The sequence below is a fragment of the Treponema putidum genome (assembly GCF_000755145.1).
In the GTDB taxonomy this organism is placed as follows: Bacteria; Spirochaetota; Spirochaetia; order Treponematales; family Treponemataceae; genus Treponema_B; species Treponema_B putidum.
In genome coordinates this window covers 857,979-873,964 of the sequence record NZ_CP009228.1, presented here as the reverse complement: position 1 = coordinate 873,964, position 15,986 = coordinate 857,979, and the positions used below count along the sequence as shown (strand labels likewise).

Below are 15,986 nucleotides of genomic sequence, written 5' to 3'. Positions count from 1 at the left end.
TACCTAAAATTTATTTTAGTGTCAATAACCGCCCGAAGAGATGTATTTAAGTTCACATTATAATCTGCTTAAAATATTATACTTAAAATATACTTAGTTGAAAAAAAAAGGCTTTTTTGCTATGATGATGCCTTAAATTGTATTTTAGGAGACAAATATGCAGGAAAACCAAGAACAAAAAAAGCGGACGGGTTGTTTTACGGCACTTTTTCGCGGGATAAATATTTTACGCTTGATAATAATAAACATCATTTTTTTCTTTTTCTTTTTTTCCTTTTTAGGGGTTATGGGATCCATACCCTCTAATACAAAAACAGTAGAGCGCGTACCGAATGAAGCCGTACTTATGATAAATCCTTCAGGGATTCTTACAGAAAAGGAAGCGGATATTTTTTCGGCCGGTATTCCATCACTCGGGAAAAAATCGGCAGTACTGGTTTCTGATCTTGTAAAGGCAATAAAAAATGCGGCCTCCGATAGGCGTATCACGAGCCTTTATTTGGACTTTTCGGAATTAGGAGGTCTTTCATCGGGGCATTTAAGCGAATTAGGAATGGCTTTAAATCTGTTTAAAAATTCCGGTAAGAAGATATATGCCTATGCTGTGGGTTATTCCATTCCTTCTTATTTTTTAGCTTCCTATGCAGACCGTATAGGAATCGATCCTCTGGGAGAAATCTCCTTTGCGGGCTTCGCCTCCCGTCCGGTATTTTTTAAAGGCTTGGAAGAAAAATTCGGCATCAAGTGGAATGTAATACAGGCCGGAACTTACAAGGGTATGGCAGAAACTTATTCGCGGGATAGCCTTTCTCAAAATGTAAGAAGCAATTTAAAATCTATGTTCGATGATTTATGGAATAAATACACTTCGGACATTGCAGCAAATAGAAATATATCGCCTGAAAAAATTAGGGAATTCGCCGAAAACAATAATTCTTTTATAAAAAAATATGAAGGAAACGGAGCAAGAGCTGCTTTAGAAGAAGGCTTTGTTACCGATATTGCTTCAGTAGATGAGTTCGCTGCAAACATAGGCTTTGCCGATAGTAAAACATTTTTAGTAAATGTAAACACAATAGATTATACTTCATATAATGCAAATTTTGCAGAGATGCCGTCTCAAAATTCGATAGGAGTTATTCATCTAAACGGATCAATTACGTCCTCCAGCTCAAGCCCTATAGAGGAGGCCGCTGTAAGCTATAAGATTGCGGAACTTTTTGATATTGCCCAAGATGACCCGACTGTAAAGGCCATCGTTTTAAGAGTAAATTCAGGCGGTGGAGAGGTCTTTGCGTCGGAAGAAATCAGGAGGACTATAGACAGAGCTAAGGCCGCAGGTTTACCTGTTGTAGTTTCAATGGGCTCCGTTGCCGCCTCCGGAGCTTATTGGATTTCATCTTCTGCAGATTATATTTTTGCAAGTCCTTACACAATTACAGGTTCAATCGGTGTATTAGCTACTGCTCCTTCTTTTAAAGAAGCCGTAAAAAAATACCTAGGCATAACAAGCGATTTGGTTTATTCGGGACAAAAGCCTTCATATGATATTTTAGAAGACCCTTCCATTGAAGAAAAAGAAATAAGACAGCTTGAAGTTATGCACATATATAAAACCTTTATCGAAACCGTAGCAAGGGGAAGAAATCTTCCCGAAAAAACCGTTGAAGAATTAGCCGGCGGCCGTGTCTATTCCGGTGAGCAGGCCTTAAATTTAAAATTGGTTGATGCTTTAGGTTCTTTAGACGATGCCGTAAAATATGCTGCAGATCTTGTAAACATCAGCGGACAATATTCCGTAAAGGAAATAAAAAAGCCCCTGCCTTTAACTGAGGCCTTAGTAAAAAGTATTTTAGAAGATATTAATGCCTCTACGCTTTCACAAATGAATTTTGCAGACATCAAGGCCTTCACGGATTTTTTAAATTTAAAGTCAAAAAAAGGCATCTATGTTTACAGCCCCGAATACCTTATTTGGGAAAACTAAACTTTCAGTAATGGAGGAAGAGATATGGCTATAAATTGCGGAATTGTTGGTTTACCCAATGTAGGAAAATCGACTATATTTTCGGCCCTCACAAGCGCGCCTGCTGAGGTTGCTAATTATCCGTTTTGTACAATAAACCCCAATGTGGGAATTGTGAGTTTACCCGATGCCCGTTTAAAAAAGCTGGCTGAACATTTTAACCCAAAAAAGGTAATTCCTGCAACCGTAGAATTTGTGGATATTGCGGGCCTTGTAAAGGGGGCCTCAAAGGGCGAGGGTTTAGGTAATCAGTTTTTGTCCCACATTAGAGAAGTAGGCGTTATTGCCCACGTTGTGCGCTGTTTTGATAATGATGATATTGTCCATGTTTCAGGAAAAATAGATCCGGCTTCCGATATTGAAACGATAAATATCGAGCTCGCTCTTGCCGACCTTGCAAGTTTGGATAAAAGGGCGGAGCGTGCCGAAAAGGCGAGCCGAATGGGCAAGGAAGCTCAAAAGGAAGCCGCCGTTGTAATGCGTGCTATCGAAAAAATCCGCCCTCTTTTGCAGGAAGGAAAAGGAGCCCGTCTTGCCGACTTGACCGATGATGAAAAAGCTGCAATCTACGATACTCACCTAATTACAATGAAGCCTCAAATGTATGTCTGTAATGTGGATGAAACAGGTGCTCAAGATAACAATCCCTATATAGCGGCAGTTAAAAAAATTGCAGAATCGGAGGGTGCCGATACCGTTGTAATTTGCGGAAAGTTTGAAGCCGAATTAGCCGACCTTGAAAGTGAAGAAGAACGCCTAAGTTTTTTAGCGGAAGCAGGCCTAAAAGAATCCGGCCTTTCACAGCTTGCAAAGGCAGCTTATCACTTAATCGGGCTCAGAACTTTCTTTACGGCCGGAGAAGATGAGTGCCGGGCATGGACAATCCATGCAGGGGATACGGCCCCAAAGGCGGCCGGAGTAATCCACACCGACTTTGAAAAAGGGTTTATAAAAGCGGAAGTCTACAGCTTTGATGACTTTATAAAATACGGTTCCGAACAAAAGATAAAAGAGGCAGGACGTTACCGCCAAGAAGGAAAGGCCTATATAGTAAATGACGGTGATGTTATGTTCTTTAAATTTAATGTTTAATTTTTAGATATTTTGGGAAAAAATGCTTGACATTTTTTTCCTTTTCAAGTATACTTTGGCAACACACAAACGATACACACTGTTTTTCACTAGACTCGCTCATTATCCTCCTTTTGAGTGAGTCTTCTTTTTTATTTTTGCTCCATCTTATTTTTAAAAAGTTTATGTTTTTATAGCTCCCCTTACTCTGTGGATAAATCAAAAACCGCATCCAAATCGAATTTTTCCGTCTTTGTTTGAGAAAATAAAATATTTTGATCCAGCTTCGCATCAAAGGGAGAGTTTTTAAAAAACTTAAAAAATAATGAGCTATGATTTTTTGTGTCTTGGTCTATTTCTACAAAGAGCTTGTAGGTTCCGGCTATGTTCCGTTTTGCAAAAATATACAACCGCTCTCCGTTTATTTGGCCTGCTGCTGCAGCCTTTGATTCTGCTGCCATAAAAAAACTTTTATCGGCCGTTATGCCGGACAAGGCAAAGGAGCCGAATTCTTCCAGCATATTTTTTCCGTTAAAATTAAAATTCTTTATTAAAACGTTTTTTTATTTTTGGATTCTACGGTTTGAATAAGAAATCCTTGTAAATTATCCTTTGAAAGTTCCTCGATAATTTTGTTTAGAACATCAAAGCCCTGATCGTCATTTTCGATGAGGGTACTCATCAGCCGTTTTGCAAAAGCTCCGCCTTGGCTTGAGTTTAAGCGCTCTATCATTTCGGCAGGGCTTATTTTTTTTCTTGCTACGGTTTTTTCAGTCTTAGGCTGATTGGTGGTTTTTAAAAATTCCGGGGCAGCCGGAGCTTGAGGTATTACAGGGTTTATTGTATTCGGTTTAGGGATTTCCGGCATACCGGGGATAGGAGGCACGGACGGAATAGGAATCGGATTAGAGTTTTGTCCAATCATAGGCAGGGACATAAATATAGAAAAAATCACTGCGATTATAAAGGGACTTATCGGCATATTGGCAAGCCTGCTTTCGACGGTTTCAAGCCGAGCCTGAAGGCTTAAAATGGTTTTTTCCAAACGCCGTTTTTCTTTTTCCAAGGTGCGCCGCGGATCTTCTTCTTTCTTTTTAGAAATCGTGCCCCGGACTGTTGCAGGGCTTGTCTTATTTAAAAACATTTCTTCTGCCTCAGCCCTTTTTTCCGCATTGCCTATATTGGCCACAAACTTCATCGCCTCATACCCGATGGCAGGGTTTACATTGTAGGCACTGATTTTTTCGATAGCAGTTGCGGATGCCCTCGGGAGGCAGAGCACCCTATCGACATAATCCTCATATCTTACGCCGGCTTTTTTGCAAAGAGGCCGGGCCTTTCCAAGCAGGCGGCCGAGTTCTTTCATAAGGCGGCCGTCTTCTACCATTATAACTTGTCTGATTTCATCGGTTAATTCCAAAAGCTCGGGCGATTCCTCAAGAGTAATTTTATAAAAACCTTTTTTTTCGGCCTCAGCCAAAAGGCTGTGAAAGAGAGTCCAAAACTTGGGGCTGTGTACCCGTGTTGAATAAAAACCGCCCTCTTTTTCACACTGCTTGTGATGAGTATATTCATGCACGGCCGTGTAAATAAGCTCATTATCATTTGCAAAATTCTTATTATGAAGAATAATTTCGTGAGTATCCGGCTTATAAAGCCCGTTTACCTTTTTGCTGCTTTTTCCCGTAAAAACAACTGAAAACTCAAGCTCCGTATCCGCCGTCTCAAGCAAAATTTCTTTAACCCTATCTTGATTCATAACTGCATTATATACTATTTAAGATAAATTTTCAAAGAGATGAGGGAGTAGTTTTTGCAGCACTGCAGGAAATATTTAATCGTACATTAATAGTGTACGAAATATTAATGTTCTAGCCAAAAAGAAAAGCTGCTCAAAAAATACCGAGTAGATACACTTTGAGCCGCTTTTATGATAGAATCCCATTAGTATGTTAGGCAACAGATTTATCTTCAAGCATCAATGTAACCCCTTCTTCTAACATTGAACTTGTAATTCTAGGTCGTTCAGCAAGTATTTCTTGCACTTGTGCTGTAATCAAAGCATCTGCAAATTCTTTTGGTGTTTCTGATTGGTACATTTTTTGTAAGATACTTGACATATTTGAATTACCAATGGTCATACTTAAAATTTTATCAAATTCTTCTTTATTAAAGGAGTAAAGCATTACAATATCAAGAAATTCCTCTCTCATTATTCTAAACATCATAACTGCATCATCTTCAATAAAATTATCCATTACTTTCTTTGCGACAAAACTTCCTATCGCACCGCCTATCATAGAACCTACAATTGGAATTGGAATAGCCGTTCCCAATGCGGCTCCTATTAATCCCGCCGTATTGACTGTTGAATTTTTGATAAGTTGCTTACCGGATATTTTTCCTTGAAAGGCCTTACACACATCCGGTCCATAAACAATAGCAGCGGTTACCGTACCTCCAATTAACTGTCTGCCATTTATTTTGTCAAGATTTAATGATTTTCCAATTTTTGATTGAGCTACAGAAGATGTACTTATTTTTCCGGCAGCCTTTTCAGCAGCAGCAAAGATTGGATTATTAATACTTGCAAAACTTTTAACAACTTTTTTACCATTTTCTCCAACCAAAACTTTAGGCGCAAAAATATTTATGATTTTATCTCTTGAAAGCTGCATGGTTATGGTATAAATTGCAGCACATTTTCCCATTACTTTAAGTCCGGATAAAGTACTTCTTTTTGCAGCTTCCTTGATATCATCCCCATTCCATACAGCAGTTGCAAATGTAAGTGCTGCTGTAATACCAGCTCCCGGTAATGAGCATACAACTCCTTGAGCAATATCCACTGTGATACCCTCAATACTTCCGGCAAGGGCAATATTATTTGCTTGAAAATATGTAAAATGCCCCTTCCTCACATAATTTTTGGCATTATCCGGATTTGTCTCATTTGGTACTTGTCCATTCCTTATGCGCTTTTGCATTTCTTGAATAGCTTGATTATATTGATCTCGAGGAACTTCTATTTGCATCATTGTTCCATCTTCGTTCAAATATATAGCTTGTTTATGTTCAAATGCAGCACCGATTGATTCAGGAGCACTTTTGTAATATTTTGTCTGTATGTTTATTCCATTTACATTCCTATCTGCACCATGTAATTTTTGACGACCATTTTCTAAATCTTGAGCCATATTTTTTACATTATTTCCAGTAATTCTATCAATAGCATTGTTTCCATATTCTGCAGCATATCCACCACCTCTTGCCCCATTCATCAAATATTTTACTTCGTCATTATATATATGTGCATTTTGTTCGAGTCCGGCTCCAATACCACCTAGCTCACTACTTTTTGAAATAGAAGAAAGCTTTTGCTCATCATTAAATTTTCTCTCTGATTCAGTAATTTCTGCAATTGTATTTTCATAAGAATCAAAAGCCTCATCAATACCATTTTTTATATTGTCATGTAACATAGATAATGAAATAGTGTTAATACTTTGAGTAAAATCACATATTTCTTTAATATTTATCGTAGAATCGTCTGAGTCAACTTCTACAACTTTATACTCATCATCTACTATTCCATAATTAAAAAAGCATTTATCTTCGCTTATATCTGTACTCCATAATCCCATAAAAGGTATTTCAATATCATCTTGATTTTGAACTGAAATATATATACCTTTTGTTGTAATCAATGTTCCATATTCTCTTAACTCATTTTCATCCGAACTCATAGTTGGAGAAAAATATATTGGTTCTTCATCATCAAGATTTTTATTAAAATACGAAATAAAAGCAGTTGTACGCCCATAAGGCATTTCATAAATTGTAAATATGTTTTTATTTTTATCTGCATTAGAAATATCATCTGTCATCGATATGAGCTGTTCTTCTATTTGCATGTCAAAAATAATATCACTTTTACTTAATGTCCATTTTTTCCATTCAATACAGCTTTCATAAAAATTCTTATTTTTGTTTTTCCATTCATTACATTTAATAATAATATATATAAATGATATTATTGTAAAACTAAGCCCTGATATAATAAATATAGAATACAGTTCCATTATTTTAAAGTGAATATAAAACAATAAATAAGATTCTAAACTAAGAAAAAATGACATAGCTATTACATTATTTCTTTCCTTTCGATTATTTTTAAAAAAATTCTTTTCATCAATAAATTTTTCTTTTTTTGAATATGGAATATGAAAGCCTAATAAATAAATTAATGATGGAATACTTCCCAAAGCAAGTAAATAATATATAAATCCTTGTAAAAAAAATATTTTTGTTATTACATAGAAAATTTTTGTGCATACAATTGCAGGGCCAGCAATAACACAATAAAGTATTCCATAAAATAAGTAAAAAATACCTTTAAAAATCATAGCAATAAATCTTCCAAGTATCTTTACAAGCCAAATTATAATTGCTAATGCAATTATAGTACAAATAATATAAAGCATTTTATTCTCCTTGTTTATTTGGTATTTTATTTATTTTAAACCGATTAAATGTTATAAGCCGGTTCCGCACAAGCCTTTCCTCAAGAAGAACGCTTGTCAGCCTAAAACTCTTTCGATTATAAAGTCTATTTTGCGGGGTAAATAAATTTAAAGTAAAATTAAAACAATAAAGAGAAAATATATTTATTAAAATATTTTTTAATTTATTAAATTTTTTCGGGGGGGGGGTAACTTGATTTGTCTGTTTAGAGATAAATTTCTGTATTAAAATTCCTTTTTGAGAAAAATTAAACTTAAAGCAAGTTTGTAAGAAGTTACACATGGGGACATATTAGAATAAAAAATGAGGTTTGTCAATATTTACATAAATTTGTAAATGTTTATTTTTTTAAAATATCGCTATGTGTTATTGCAATGTTATCGATATCCGTTTACCTAATGCATAAGCCATTTTTTCTAATGAGCCTATTGATGAGTTATATGCCGTATCAAGAATATTATTTACAGCACTGCGGGAGGTATTTAATCGTTTTGCCATTTCATTTTTGCTTATATTTTTGATTTTTTCATTTCAGCTTCTAATTGGTATATAAGAATTTTTTTTGCTGCTAATTCTTGAGCTTCTTCATATAACCCTTGTTCGACCATAAATTCACTAAATGATTGTCCTTTCTCTTTCATTTATTCATCTCCTTAAATTCCCTCAATCGAGAAATAGCTATCGTTAATTCTTTGAGCGGTGTTTTTTGTGTCTTTTTTATAAATCCATGAAGCAAAACTAAAGAAGAGTCTTCAATAGTAAAAAATATCCGAACCAACTATTTTTCTATCATTTTGATCTAATGATAAAATAAAATCTCTTACAGGTTGTCTATTATTAGCGGTTTCAAAAAATATCACCTCTAATGCTTCTGTTCGTTCCATATTTAATAGTACATTATAATGTACAAGGTGTCAATACTCGGCATTCAAAATAAATTTTCAAAGAGATGAGGGAAACATATTCTAACATTAAATTGTATAACTATTAAGCTCCGCTAAGCCCTTGAGTGAAGTAAAGTTTATATGTTATAATTAAGAAAGTACGCAGGGGCACTTGCGGTAAATATTTTTAGAGAGGTGAATTATGGATAAAGTAAAACTTGAAAGGATGAAAAACGACAAGGGTTTTATTGCGGCATTGGATCAGAGCGGAGGAAGTACGCCTAAGGCTTTGGCTGCTTACGGAGTTCCCGAAACGGCATATTCCAATGAAAAAGAAATGTTTGATCTTGTTCATGCTATGCGTACAAGAATAATCACGGGAAAAGCCTTTAATTCCAATAATATTTTGGGTGCAATTTTATTTGAGCAAACAATGGAAAGGGAAATTGAAGGTATGCCCACAGCCGACTTCTTATGGGAAAAAAAGAAGATATTACCCTTTTTAAAGGTCGATAAGGGGCTTGCCGACTTAAAGGACGGTGTTCAGCTTATGAAGCCGATACCTAATTTGGACGCTATGTTAAAGCATGCCGTAGAAAAGCACATTTTTGGAACAAAGATGCGCTCCGTTATAAAAGAAGCAAATCCTAAAGGAATAAAGGCAGTTGTAGATCAGCAGTTTGAATTGGGTATTCAAATTGCAAAGGCCGGTCTTGTTCCTATTATTGAACCTGAAGTAGATATTAAATCACCCGACAAGGTCAAGTGCGAAGAACTCCTGAAAAAAGAATTGGAAGAACACCTTAAGACCTTGCCGAAAGATTTGCTTGTAATGTTTAAACTCTCAATTCCTACAAAAGAAAACCTTTATGAGGAATTTACAAAACATCCTCAAGTAGTTAGAGTCGTAGCCCTATCAGGCGGTTATTCCAGAGATGAGGCAAACAAGCTCTTGGCAAAAAACAGGGGCATGATTGCAAGTTTTTCCAGAGCTCTTGCCGAAGGTCTTTCTGCCAAGCAGAGTGATGCCGAGTTTAATGCAACCTTGGAAAAAACAATCAAGGGCGTTTACGAAGCTTCAATAACATAGTTCTTATTAAGAGCTGCAGCTTTCACATTCCTCGACTTCGAGGGAGCGGCTTCGCACATAATAGATTGACTTAAGGCCTTCTTCCCAAGCCTTTACATAGAGCGAAAGCACCTTGCTGAAGGTAAATTCGTTTGTAATGTAAAGGTTTACGGATTGAGCTTGGTCAATATGGCGTTGCCGTAAGCCCGCAGCTCTTATACTCCAGTCTTGTTCGATGTGGTGGGCGTTTTTATAAAGCCAATAGGTTTCCGGTGAAAGAGAGGGGGCAACTCTAGGCATTAGAGAACCTTTTTTCTCTTCTAAAAAATATTTATTCATAATCGGGTCTACTCCGGCAGTTGTGCCTGCGATAATCGAGGTTGAGCTTGTGGGAGCGACTGCCAAAAGATAGGCATTCCTCATTCCGTTTGATTTTACTTCCTCTGCGAGAGCTTTCCACTTTTCATCAACATAATTCCGTTTTTTAAAATATTCTCCTGTTTGCCAATCGCTTCCTTCAAAATAGGCATAGCTTCCTTTTTCTTTTGCAATTTGGGAAGAGGCTTTGATTGCGGCATAATTTATTCTTTCAAAAACCTTATCTGCAAAGTTAAGGTGCTCTTCGCTTTCCCATGCAATGCCGTTTTTTGCGAGAGCATGATGATAGCCCGAAGCTCCCAAGCCGATTGACCTGTATCGGCTATTGGTAATTTGTGCATAGGGTACTGGATAAAAATTTAAGTCTATAACATTGTCCAGAGCGCGCACTGCCGAAGAAACGGTTTCGTCAATTTCTTTTTCGTCATTTACATTTATGTTTCCGAGAACAATGGAGGCTAAATTACATACTACAAAGTCTCCGGGGATAGTAGTTGTTATAACAACAGTATCTCCGTCTTCAGTTTTTATTTCAATGTTTTTATGTTTTATCTCGCTCATATTTTGAGAAATTTCTGTGCATAGGTTTGAGCAGTAAATCATTCCCCTGTGGGGATTAGGATTTGTTTTGTTTGCATGGTCGCGGTTAAAAGCAAAGGGGGTACCCGTTTCAACGGCCGATTTTAAGATTAAGCGAACCAAGTCTTTTATAGGAATTTCTCTTTTGTTGATGCGGGAATCGGCAACGCAGTCTTTATACCTTTTTTCCCATTCTTCTCCGTAAAAATCTTCGAGGGCATAGCCTTTGATTTTTAAAATTTCATGGGGACACATCAGGTGCCAAGAAGAATTTATATCATCGCGGACAGTTTTCCAAAAAAGATCTGGATAGCAGACTGCCGGAAAAACATCGTGGGCCTTCATTCTGTCATCTCCGTTATTGGTGCGGAGCTGTAAAAATTCGGGGATGTCCTTGTGCCAGACATCGAGGTAGACGGCGACCGAGCCCTGCCTTACTCCAAGCTGGTCAACGGCAACAGCCGTATCGTTTGCAAGTTTTATCCAGCGGATAATTCCGCCTGCCGCTCCCATAAACCCGCGGATGGGCGAGCCTACGGCTCTGACCTTCCCAAAGTAGAGCCCCATACCTCCTCCGAATTTTGAAACCTTGGCAAAGTTATCTATGCTGCGGTAAATGCCGTCAAGAGAATCGGGGACCGTGTCTATAAAACAGGAAGAAAGCTGATGGTAAGGCTTTCGGGCATTTGAAAGGGTGGGGGTCGCCATCGTAACTTTTAAGCTGCTTGTCATATCGTAAAAACGCCTTACCCATTCAAGCCTGTTTGATTTTTCTTTCATTGCCAGGTGAAGGGCAATACCTAAAAACATTTCCTGAGGCGATTCAAGAACGGTGTTTGAATGAGTGCGAATAACATAGCGGCGTAAAAGAAGGTCGAGGGCGCTATAGGTAAAAAGCTTATTTCTTTCTTCGTTTATAAATGAAGCCGCCTCTTCCAGCTCATCTCGGCTATAGGCCTCGCAAATATATGTTCCGTAAAGACCTTCGTTTTCAAGGTATTTGATTTTTTCATAAAAAGAATGAATCTGCCTTTTTTCAAGCTCGGTTTTTAGTTTTAATTTAAATTGAAGCATTAAAAGGCGTGCCGCAATAAATTCCCAGTCCGGGGCATCTTGAGCGGTAAGTTCGACGGAGGCCTTAATAAGCATAGCTAGGGATTCGGTCTCGCTCATATTTTCTTTTCTAAAAGAAAGGAATTTATGTGCAAGCAAGTTTAGGCTGTACTCGTCCGAAGTAAAGTCGTTTTGAATCTCGGTAAGAATCGGCTGAATTTCTATTGTGGAAAAAAAGCGGCTTATCATTTGACGGGAATCCCGCCTCTTTGTGCGGCCGACACGGTAGAGTATAAAGTTTTTTACTTCCGCATAGTAGTTGTTTTCTATTAAAGTTTTTTCTACCAAGTCTTGAATTGTTTCGACATGAACAAGACTTCCATTTTTGGTAAGCTCCAAGATATCTTCTTCTATTTCCTTTACCATAGGCGGAATTATTGTATCTAAATCTTTGTGCGGAGAGTTTTCCACACTTTTAAAGGCGGAGCGGATAGCTCCTTCAATTTTTTCCGGCTCGTAATTTTTAGTTTCGCCGTTTCGTTTTATGATTTGCATTTTATTTTTCCTTTAAGCGTTTTAAAATTATGTTTGCTGTTCGATCCTTAGTTATAAGTAAAAGGCCTGCTCCAATTCCTGCAAAAATAATAAAAGAAATAAAAAGCGGAACTCCTTGTCCGATAAATTTTCCGAATGAAGCAAATGGAGAATAAATTTTATCCTTTAAAAAATAAATAGGAATTGATGCTGCAACCGAAAAAGCGAATATTTTTGCAATAAATAAAAGAGCCGGAAAGATGAGTTCTTTTACATCAATGGCCTTGTTCTTTTTTAAAAACATTAAGAGTATGGCCGTGTTTATAAATGATGCTATTGTCAAAGCGAGAGCAATGCCGTTTCCACCCATGGGGCCTACTAAAATTAAGGCTAGGAGGATATTAACTGCAAAGCAGATTATTCCTGCGATTGTAGGTGACTTTGAATCGCTTTGGGCATAAAAGGCAGGAGCTATAATCCTGTTTGCAGCGATTGCAAAAAGCCCTATTATGTGAAGCCTAAAAATTCCCAATGTTAATTTTACCGAAGCTGAATCGAATTTGTTGCTCTTATAAATGAGGATGATTAAATTTTCTCCAGACAAAAGAAAGAAAAAGGTAGCGGGTATTGTAATGAGAGAGATTACCTTTATGGCTTGCAATAGTACGGTTTGGAAGGCTCTCCAATCTTTACGCAGAGCCAAGGCCGACATTTCGGGGAGAATTACGGTGCCTACAGAAACGGCAAAGATACCTAATAAAAGTTCTTGTAAGCGTAAAGAATATTGTAAACTTGAAGCTATTCCAAGACCTGCCGAAGTTGCAAGCGAGGTAGAAACAAGATCGTTTATCTGATAGGTGGCCATGCCGATTATAGTCGGCCCGATAAGGGCAAGGACTTTTTTTGTTCCGGGGTTTGAAAAAGTTTTTTTAAGGTTTGTGAGCTTAAGACTAAAGCCCGTCTTTAAAACAAAGGGCAGCTGAAAGATTGCCTGTATAATACCTCCTACAACAACACCGTATGCCATTGCTGCGGCGGGGTCTCCAAAAGGTTTTGCAAAAACATAGGTAGAAGTAATGACGGCTATGTTGAACAAAATAGGCGTAAAGCCCGAAGGGGTAAAAATCTTTACTCCGTTTAAAATACCTTGAAAAAAGGCTGCAACCGAAATTAAAAATAAATACGGAAACATTATCCGCGTTAAAAAAACTGTAGAATCATAATCTGCAATATTCTTAAAAAAAAGCTTTATTATCAGCGGAGAAAACAGAATGCCCAATATAACTACAATGGCAGTAGAAAAACTTACAAGAGTAAAAATAGAATTTAAAAATTCGTTTATTTCTTTTTTTGTTTCTGCGGATTCTTGCGAATCTTTGTGCTTTTGCAGATAGGCATTAAAGGTCGGAATAAAGGCAACTGTTATGCTGTTTTCGGCAAAGAGCCTTCTAAAAAGGTTGGGAAGCATAAAGGCCGTGGTAAAGGCATCGGCCAAGGGACCAGTCCCTAAAAAATGAGACATAGTCATCTGGCGGACAAGACCTAAAATTCTTGACCCTAAAACTAAAAGAGAAAGTTTTGACCCGCTTTTTACGAGAGATTTATTTTTAACCTTGCCCATAACAATTAAGGATTATACAGGCTTAAGGTTTATAATGCAAGAGCTTTTGAACAATAAAATATTCATTGACAAAGCTGAGCTTTTTTACTATATTGGCAATGAATAAAAGATGCATTTTTTATACCTTCTGCCTACCCTATACGGAAAAACCGTCATTTACCCATTGCAGCCTGCCGCCGATTCTTATCGTTTGTGCTTGCCGTAGTGATAGTGTATAGAAAGTACCGGTTTTTATGATATTATGAGGAAGGGGAGAAGAGGGGTGTTAGGCTCACACGCCGCAGGCGTGGTAATATGGGAGGTAAAAAGTTTGGAAGTAGTAACGATTTGTGGAAGCATGAGATTTGCAAATGAGATGAAAAAAATAGCTCTTTTATTAGAGAAGACACACCATATGAGTGTATTACAGTGTGTTTACAATGAAGAAGAAATAAAATTAAGTGATGAAGAAATAAAAAAGCTTAATGAAGCCCATTATAGAAAAATACAAATTTCAGATGCTATTTATGTGGTTAATCTGAATGGATATATCGGAGAACAAGTAAAACGTGAAATAGCATTTGCTGAAAAAATTGGTAAGAAAGTTATTTTTCACAGTAATTTTTATTCTGAAAATAAATAACTAATTTAAATATGATTCAAAACACAACAAAAAATCTATTAAATATAGCTACTTGACAGATATATCTTAATAACAGATAATATAACTATGATTAAATCATTTGCAGATTCAGAAACGGAAAAAATCTGGAAAGGCAATAAATCACCTAAGCTTCCGCCTGAAATACATAAGAGAGCCTTTGCTAAATTATTGATAATTAATTCAGCGGAAAAAGAAGATGATCTGAGAATTCCTCCAGGAAATAGATTTGAACATCTTCTTGGGGATTTAAAGGACTATTGTTCCATAAGAATAAATAGTCAATGGAGAATACAGTTTAAGTTTCTAAACAGTGAAGCTTATGAAGTACAGATTGTGGATTACCACTAAACGGAGGCGTGTTATGGATAAAAGATTTGAATTACCGACAGTTGGTGAAATTTTACTAGAAGAGTTTCTCGAGCCTTTAAATATTACTCCATATAGACTTTCAAAAGATTTAGGTGTTTCTTCCAGTTCAATTTTGGATTTAGTTCATGGAAAAAGAAAAATAACGGTTGAAATGTCATTGAGGCTTTCTAAATACTTTGGAACAACTTCTAAGTTCTGGCTGAATATGCAAAATGAATTGGATTTGAGAGAAGCAGAGCTAAAGCTCGTAAATGATTTAGAGAAAATTCCGCATTGTAAACAGATAGCCTAACACCCGCTTCAAATCAGACATTGCAGACAAGCCGCAAAGCAGGTTAAGCGAATGTTAGGCGGACTGCCTTTCGTGCAGAAATTCAGAGAAGAACATGAAAAACAAAAGAATATGTATTTTGTGTATATTACTACTTTTATTGCAAAATATCTTTGCTGATGATGAACGAGAGATGAATGTTTTAATTTTATTGGAAAATAATTCTAATAGTACTCTCCTATATAAAGGATGGATTCCGAAATCTCATGATGAGTCAGCGATTTTAAATAAGGATCTCTGTAATGCTTTAATATCGATGGATAGAAAAATTAAAAAGGCAAAGCTTATTTCTATAAATAATGTTGAAAAAGCTTGTATTATAGATGGTGAATATAAAGTTGAGTATTTACTGACAGGGAAAAAATATGAAATTCAAAATAATTATTGGATGTATGAATCTGAGTCTAAAAAATTCTATAGATGTGATATTTTAAATGAATTACAAATCATCTATGATTGTTATAGTTATTCGGATTTTTATAGTAGATATTATTTACAGGACACATTGAATATTGCTGATTGTAAAGATATAAATTTCATAAAATGGCTTTTTACTCATGAAACGGATATTCAAATTAAAGATAAATCTATTGAGATTATTGAAAAACAATATTCAAATGGGATTCCAACTAATATTGAGCAATTACCTTATTACTATATAATAAAAATTTCAAATGAAGAATATAATCAATATAAAAAAATTTATAAGAAAAGTTCTGATTGGAAGATATTTAAGAATAGTGAAATATCATTTCGTTTTATAACAAAATTTGATTTATGTTGTGTTATAAAAGAAAACGAGCTAATTTTTGGATTTGGAAATATGGATATGATTCATCCATAAAATGAATATCACCTAACACCCTTTTTCAAAGCCGACAACACGGTAAAGCGTGTGGCAGTT

At 36.3% G+C, this 15,986-nt stretch carries 13 protein-coding genes and 1 pseudogene; 7 read left to right on the top strand and 7 right to left on the bottom strand.

What is annotated here, in order from left to right:
* Positions 1 to 157 precede the first annotated feature (157 nt).
* Together sppA and ychF are read left to right on the top strand one after the other, a co-directional pair.
* The gene (sppA, locus tag JO40_RS03945; RefSeq protein ID WP_044978142.1) at positions 158 to 1,987 is read left to right on the top strand and encodes a signal peptide peptidase SppA; all 1,830 of its coding nucleotides are present in this window, start codon (positions 158 to 160) and stop codon (positions 1,985 to 1,987) included.
* 24 nt (positions 1,988 to 2,011) lie between these two features.
* A complete protein-coding gene (ychF, locus tag JO40_RS03940) occupies positions 2,012 to 3,118 on the top strand; it encodes a redox-regulated ATPase YchF (protein ID WP_044978141.1) in 1,107 nt (368 codons plus the stop codon).
* Between the two features lie 182 nt (positions 3,119 to 3,300).
* On the opposite strand, the pseudogene JO40_RS03930 reads toward ychF, so the two are convergent.
* The 5 genes and pseudogenes from JO40_RS03930 to JO40_RS14175 form a co-directional block, all read right to left on the bottom strand.
* A pseudogene (locus tag JO40_RS03930) lies at positions 3,301 to 4,856 on the bottom strand (hypothetical protein).
* A gap of 193 nt (positions 4,857 to 5,049) precedes the next feature.
* Complete coding sequence (locus tag JO40_RS03925; RefSeq protein WP_044978138.1) at positions 5,050 to 7,581, bottom strand: hypothetical protein; 2,532 nt, start codon at positions 7,579 to 7,581, stop codon at positions 5,050 to 5,052.
* Positions 7,582 to 7,987: 406 nt separating this feature from the next.
* Positions 7,988 to 8,119: a hypothetical protein gene (locus tag JO40_RS15030; protein WP_276324851.1), complete on the bottom strand. Its 132-nt coding sequence runs from the start codon at positions 8,117 to 8,119 to the stop codon at positions 7,988 to 7,990.
* An 11-nt stretch (positions 8,120 to 8,130) separates the two neighbouring features.
* Positions 8,131 to 8,262 (bottom strand): hypothetical protein, encoded by a 132-nt coding sequence (locus tag JO40_RS15025; RefSeq protein WP_276324850.1) that lies wholly within the window; start codon positions 8,260 to 8,262, stop codon positions 8,131 to 8,133.
* Positions 8,259 to 8,399, bottom strand: a complete 141-nt coding sequence (locus JO40_RS14175; protein WP_201771192.1) for a type II toxin-antitoxin system RelE/ParE family toxin — start codon at positions 8,397 to 8,399, stop codon at positions 8,259 to 8,261. Before JO40_RS14175 ends, JO40_RS15025 begins: the two co-directional genes overlap by 4 nt.
* Before the next feature lie 308 nt (positions 8,400 to 8,707).
* On the opposite strand from JO40_RS14175, the gene JO40_RS03915 reads away from it, so the two are divergent.
* On the top strand, positions 8,708 to 9,595 hold the full coding sequence (locus tag JO40_RS03915; protein WP_044978134.1) for a fructose bisphosphate aldolase: 888 nt from the start codon (positions 8,708 to 8,710) through the stop codon (positions 9,593 to 9,595).
* Positions 9,596 to 9,601: 6 nt separating this feature from the next.
* Here JO40_RS03915 and JO40_RS03910 read toward each other — a convergent pair whose 3' ends face one another.
* Together JO40_RS03910 and murJ are read right to left on the bottom strand one after the other, a co-directional pair.
* Entirely contained in the window at positions 9,602 to 12,139 is a 2,538-nt protein-coding gene (locus JO40_RS03910; RefSeq protein ID WP_044978133.1) for a ribonucleoside-diphosphate reductase subunit alpha, read from the bottom strand.
* A 1-nt stretch (position 12,140) separates the two neighbouring features.
* Positions 12,141 to 13,739 (bottom strand): murein biosynthesis integral membrane protein MurJ, encoded by a 1,599-nt coding sequence (gene murJ / locus JO40_RS03905; protein WP_044978131.1) that lies wholly within the window; start codon positions 13,737 to 13,739, stop codon positions 12,141 to 12,143.
* 310 nt (positions 13,740 to 14,049) lie between these two features.
* Between murJ and JO40_RS03900 the strand changes: the two genes are divergently transcribed.
* From JO40_RS03900 to JO40_RS03885, 4 genes are all read left to right on the top strand, one after another.
* Positions 14,050 to 14,361, top strand: coding sequence for a hypothetical protein (locus tag JO40_RS03900; RefSeq protein WP_201771191.1), 312 nt, complete (start codon positions 14,050 to 14,052; stop codon positions 14,359 to 14,361).
* A gap of 87 nt (positions 14,362 to 14,448) precedes the next feature.
* A complete protein-coding gene (locus JO40_RS03895) occupies positions 14,449 to 14,730 on the top strand; it encodes a type II toxin-antitoxin system RelE/ParE family toxin (RefSeq protein WP_044978129.1) in 282 nt (93 codons plus the stop codon).
* Between the two features lie 13 nt (positions 14,731 to 14,743).
* Positions 14,744 to 15,043 carry a HigA family addiction module antitoxin gene (locus JO40_RS03890; protein WP_044978128.1) on the top strand — a complete coding sequence of 100 codons (300 nt, stop codon included), beginning with the start codon at positions 14,744 to 14,746 and terminating at the stop codon, positions 15,041 to 15,043.
* 94 nt (positions 15,044 to 15,137) lie between these two features.
* Positions 15,138 to 15,926 (top strand): hypothetical protein, encoded by a 789-nt coding sequence (locus tag JO40_RS03885; RefSeq protein WP_044978126.1) that lies wholly within the window; start codon positions 15,138 to 15,140, stop codon positions 15,924 to 15,926.
* The last annotated feature ends 60 nt before the right edge of the window (positions 15,927 to 15,986 follow it).

Coding starts and splice junctions, on each gene's coding strand:
- JO40_RS15030 (WP_276324851.1), bottom strand. CDS start 8,119: ATGGCAAAACGATTAAATACCTCCCGCAGTGCTGTAAATAATATTCTT.
- murJ (WP_044978131.1), bottom strand. CDS start 13,739: ATGGGCAAGGTTAAAAATAAATCTCTCGTAAAAAGCGGGTCAAAACTT.
- JO40_RS03925 (WP_044978138.1), bottom strand. CDS start 7,581: ATGCTTTATATTATTTGTACTATAATTGCATTAGCAATTATAATTTGG.
- JO40_RS03895 (WP_044978129.1), top strand. CDS start 14,449: ATGATTAAATCATTTGCAGATTCAGAAACGGAAAAAATCTGGAAAGGC.
- sppA (WP_044978142.1), top strand. CDS start 158: ATGCAGGAAAACCAAGAACAAAAAAAGCGGACGGGTTGTTTTACGGCA.
- ychF (WP_044978141.1), top strand. CDS start 2,012: ATGGCTATAAATTGCGGAATTGTTGGTTTACCCAATGTAGGAAAATCG.
- JO40_RS03890 (WP_044978128.1), top strand. CDS start 14,744: ATGGATAAAAGATTTGAATTACCGACAGTTGGTGAAATTTTACTAGAA.
- JO40_RS03885 (WP_044978126.1), top strand. CDS start 15,138: ATGAAAAACAAAAGAATATGTATTTTGTGTATATTACTACTTTTATTG.
- JO40_RS03910 (WP_044978133.1), bottom strand. CDS start 12,139: ATGCAAATCATAAAACGAAACGGCGAAACTAAAAATTACGAGCCGGAA.
- JO40_RS03915 (WP_044978134.1), top strand. CDS start 8,708: ATGGATAAAGTAAAACTTGAAAGGATGAAAAACGACAAGGGTTTTATT.
- JO40_RS15025 (WP_276324850.1), bottom strand. CDS start 8,262: ATGAAAGAGAAAGGACAATCATTTAGTGAATTTATGGTCGAACAAGGG.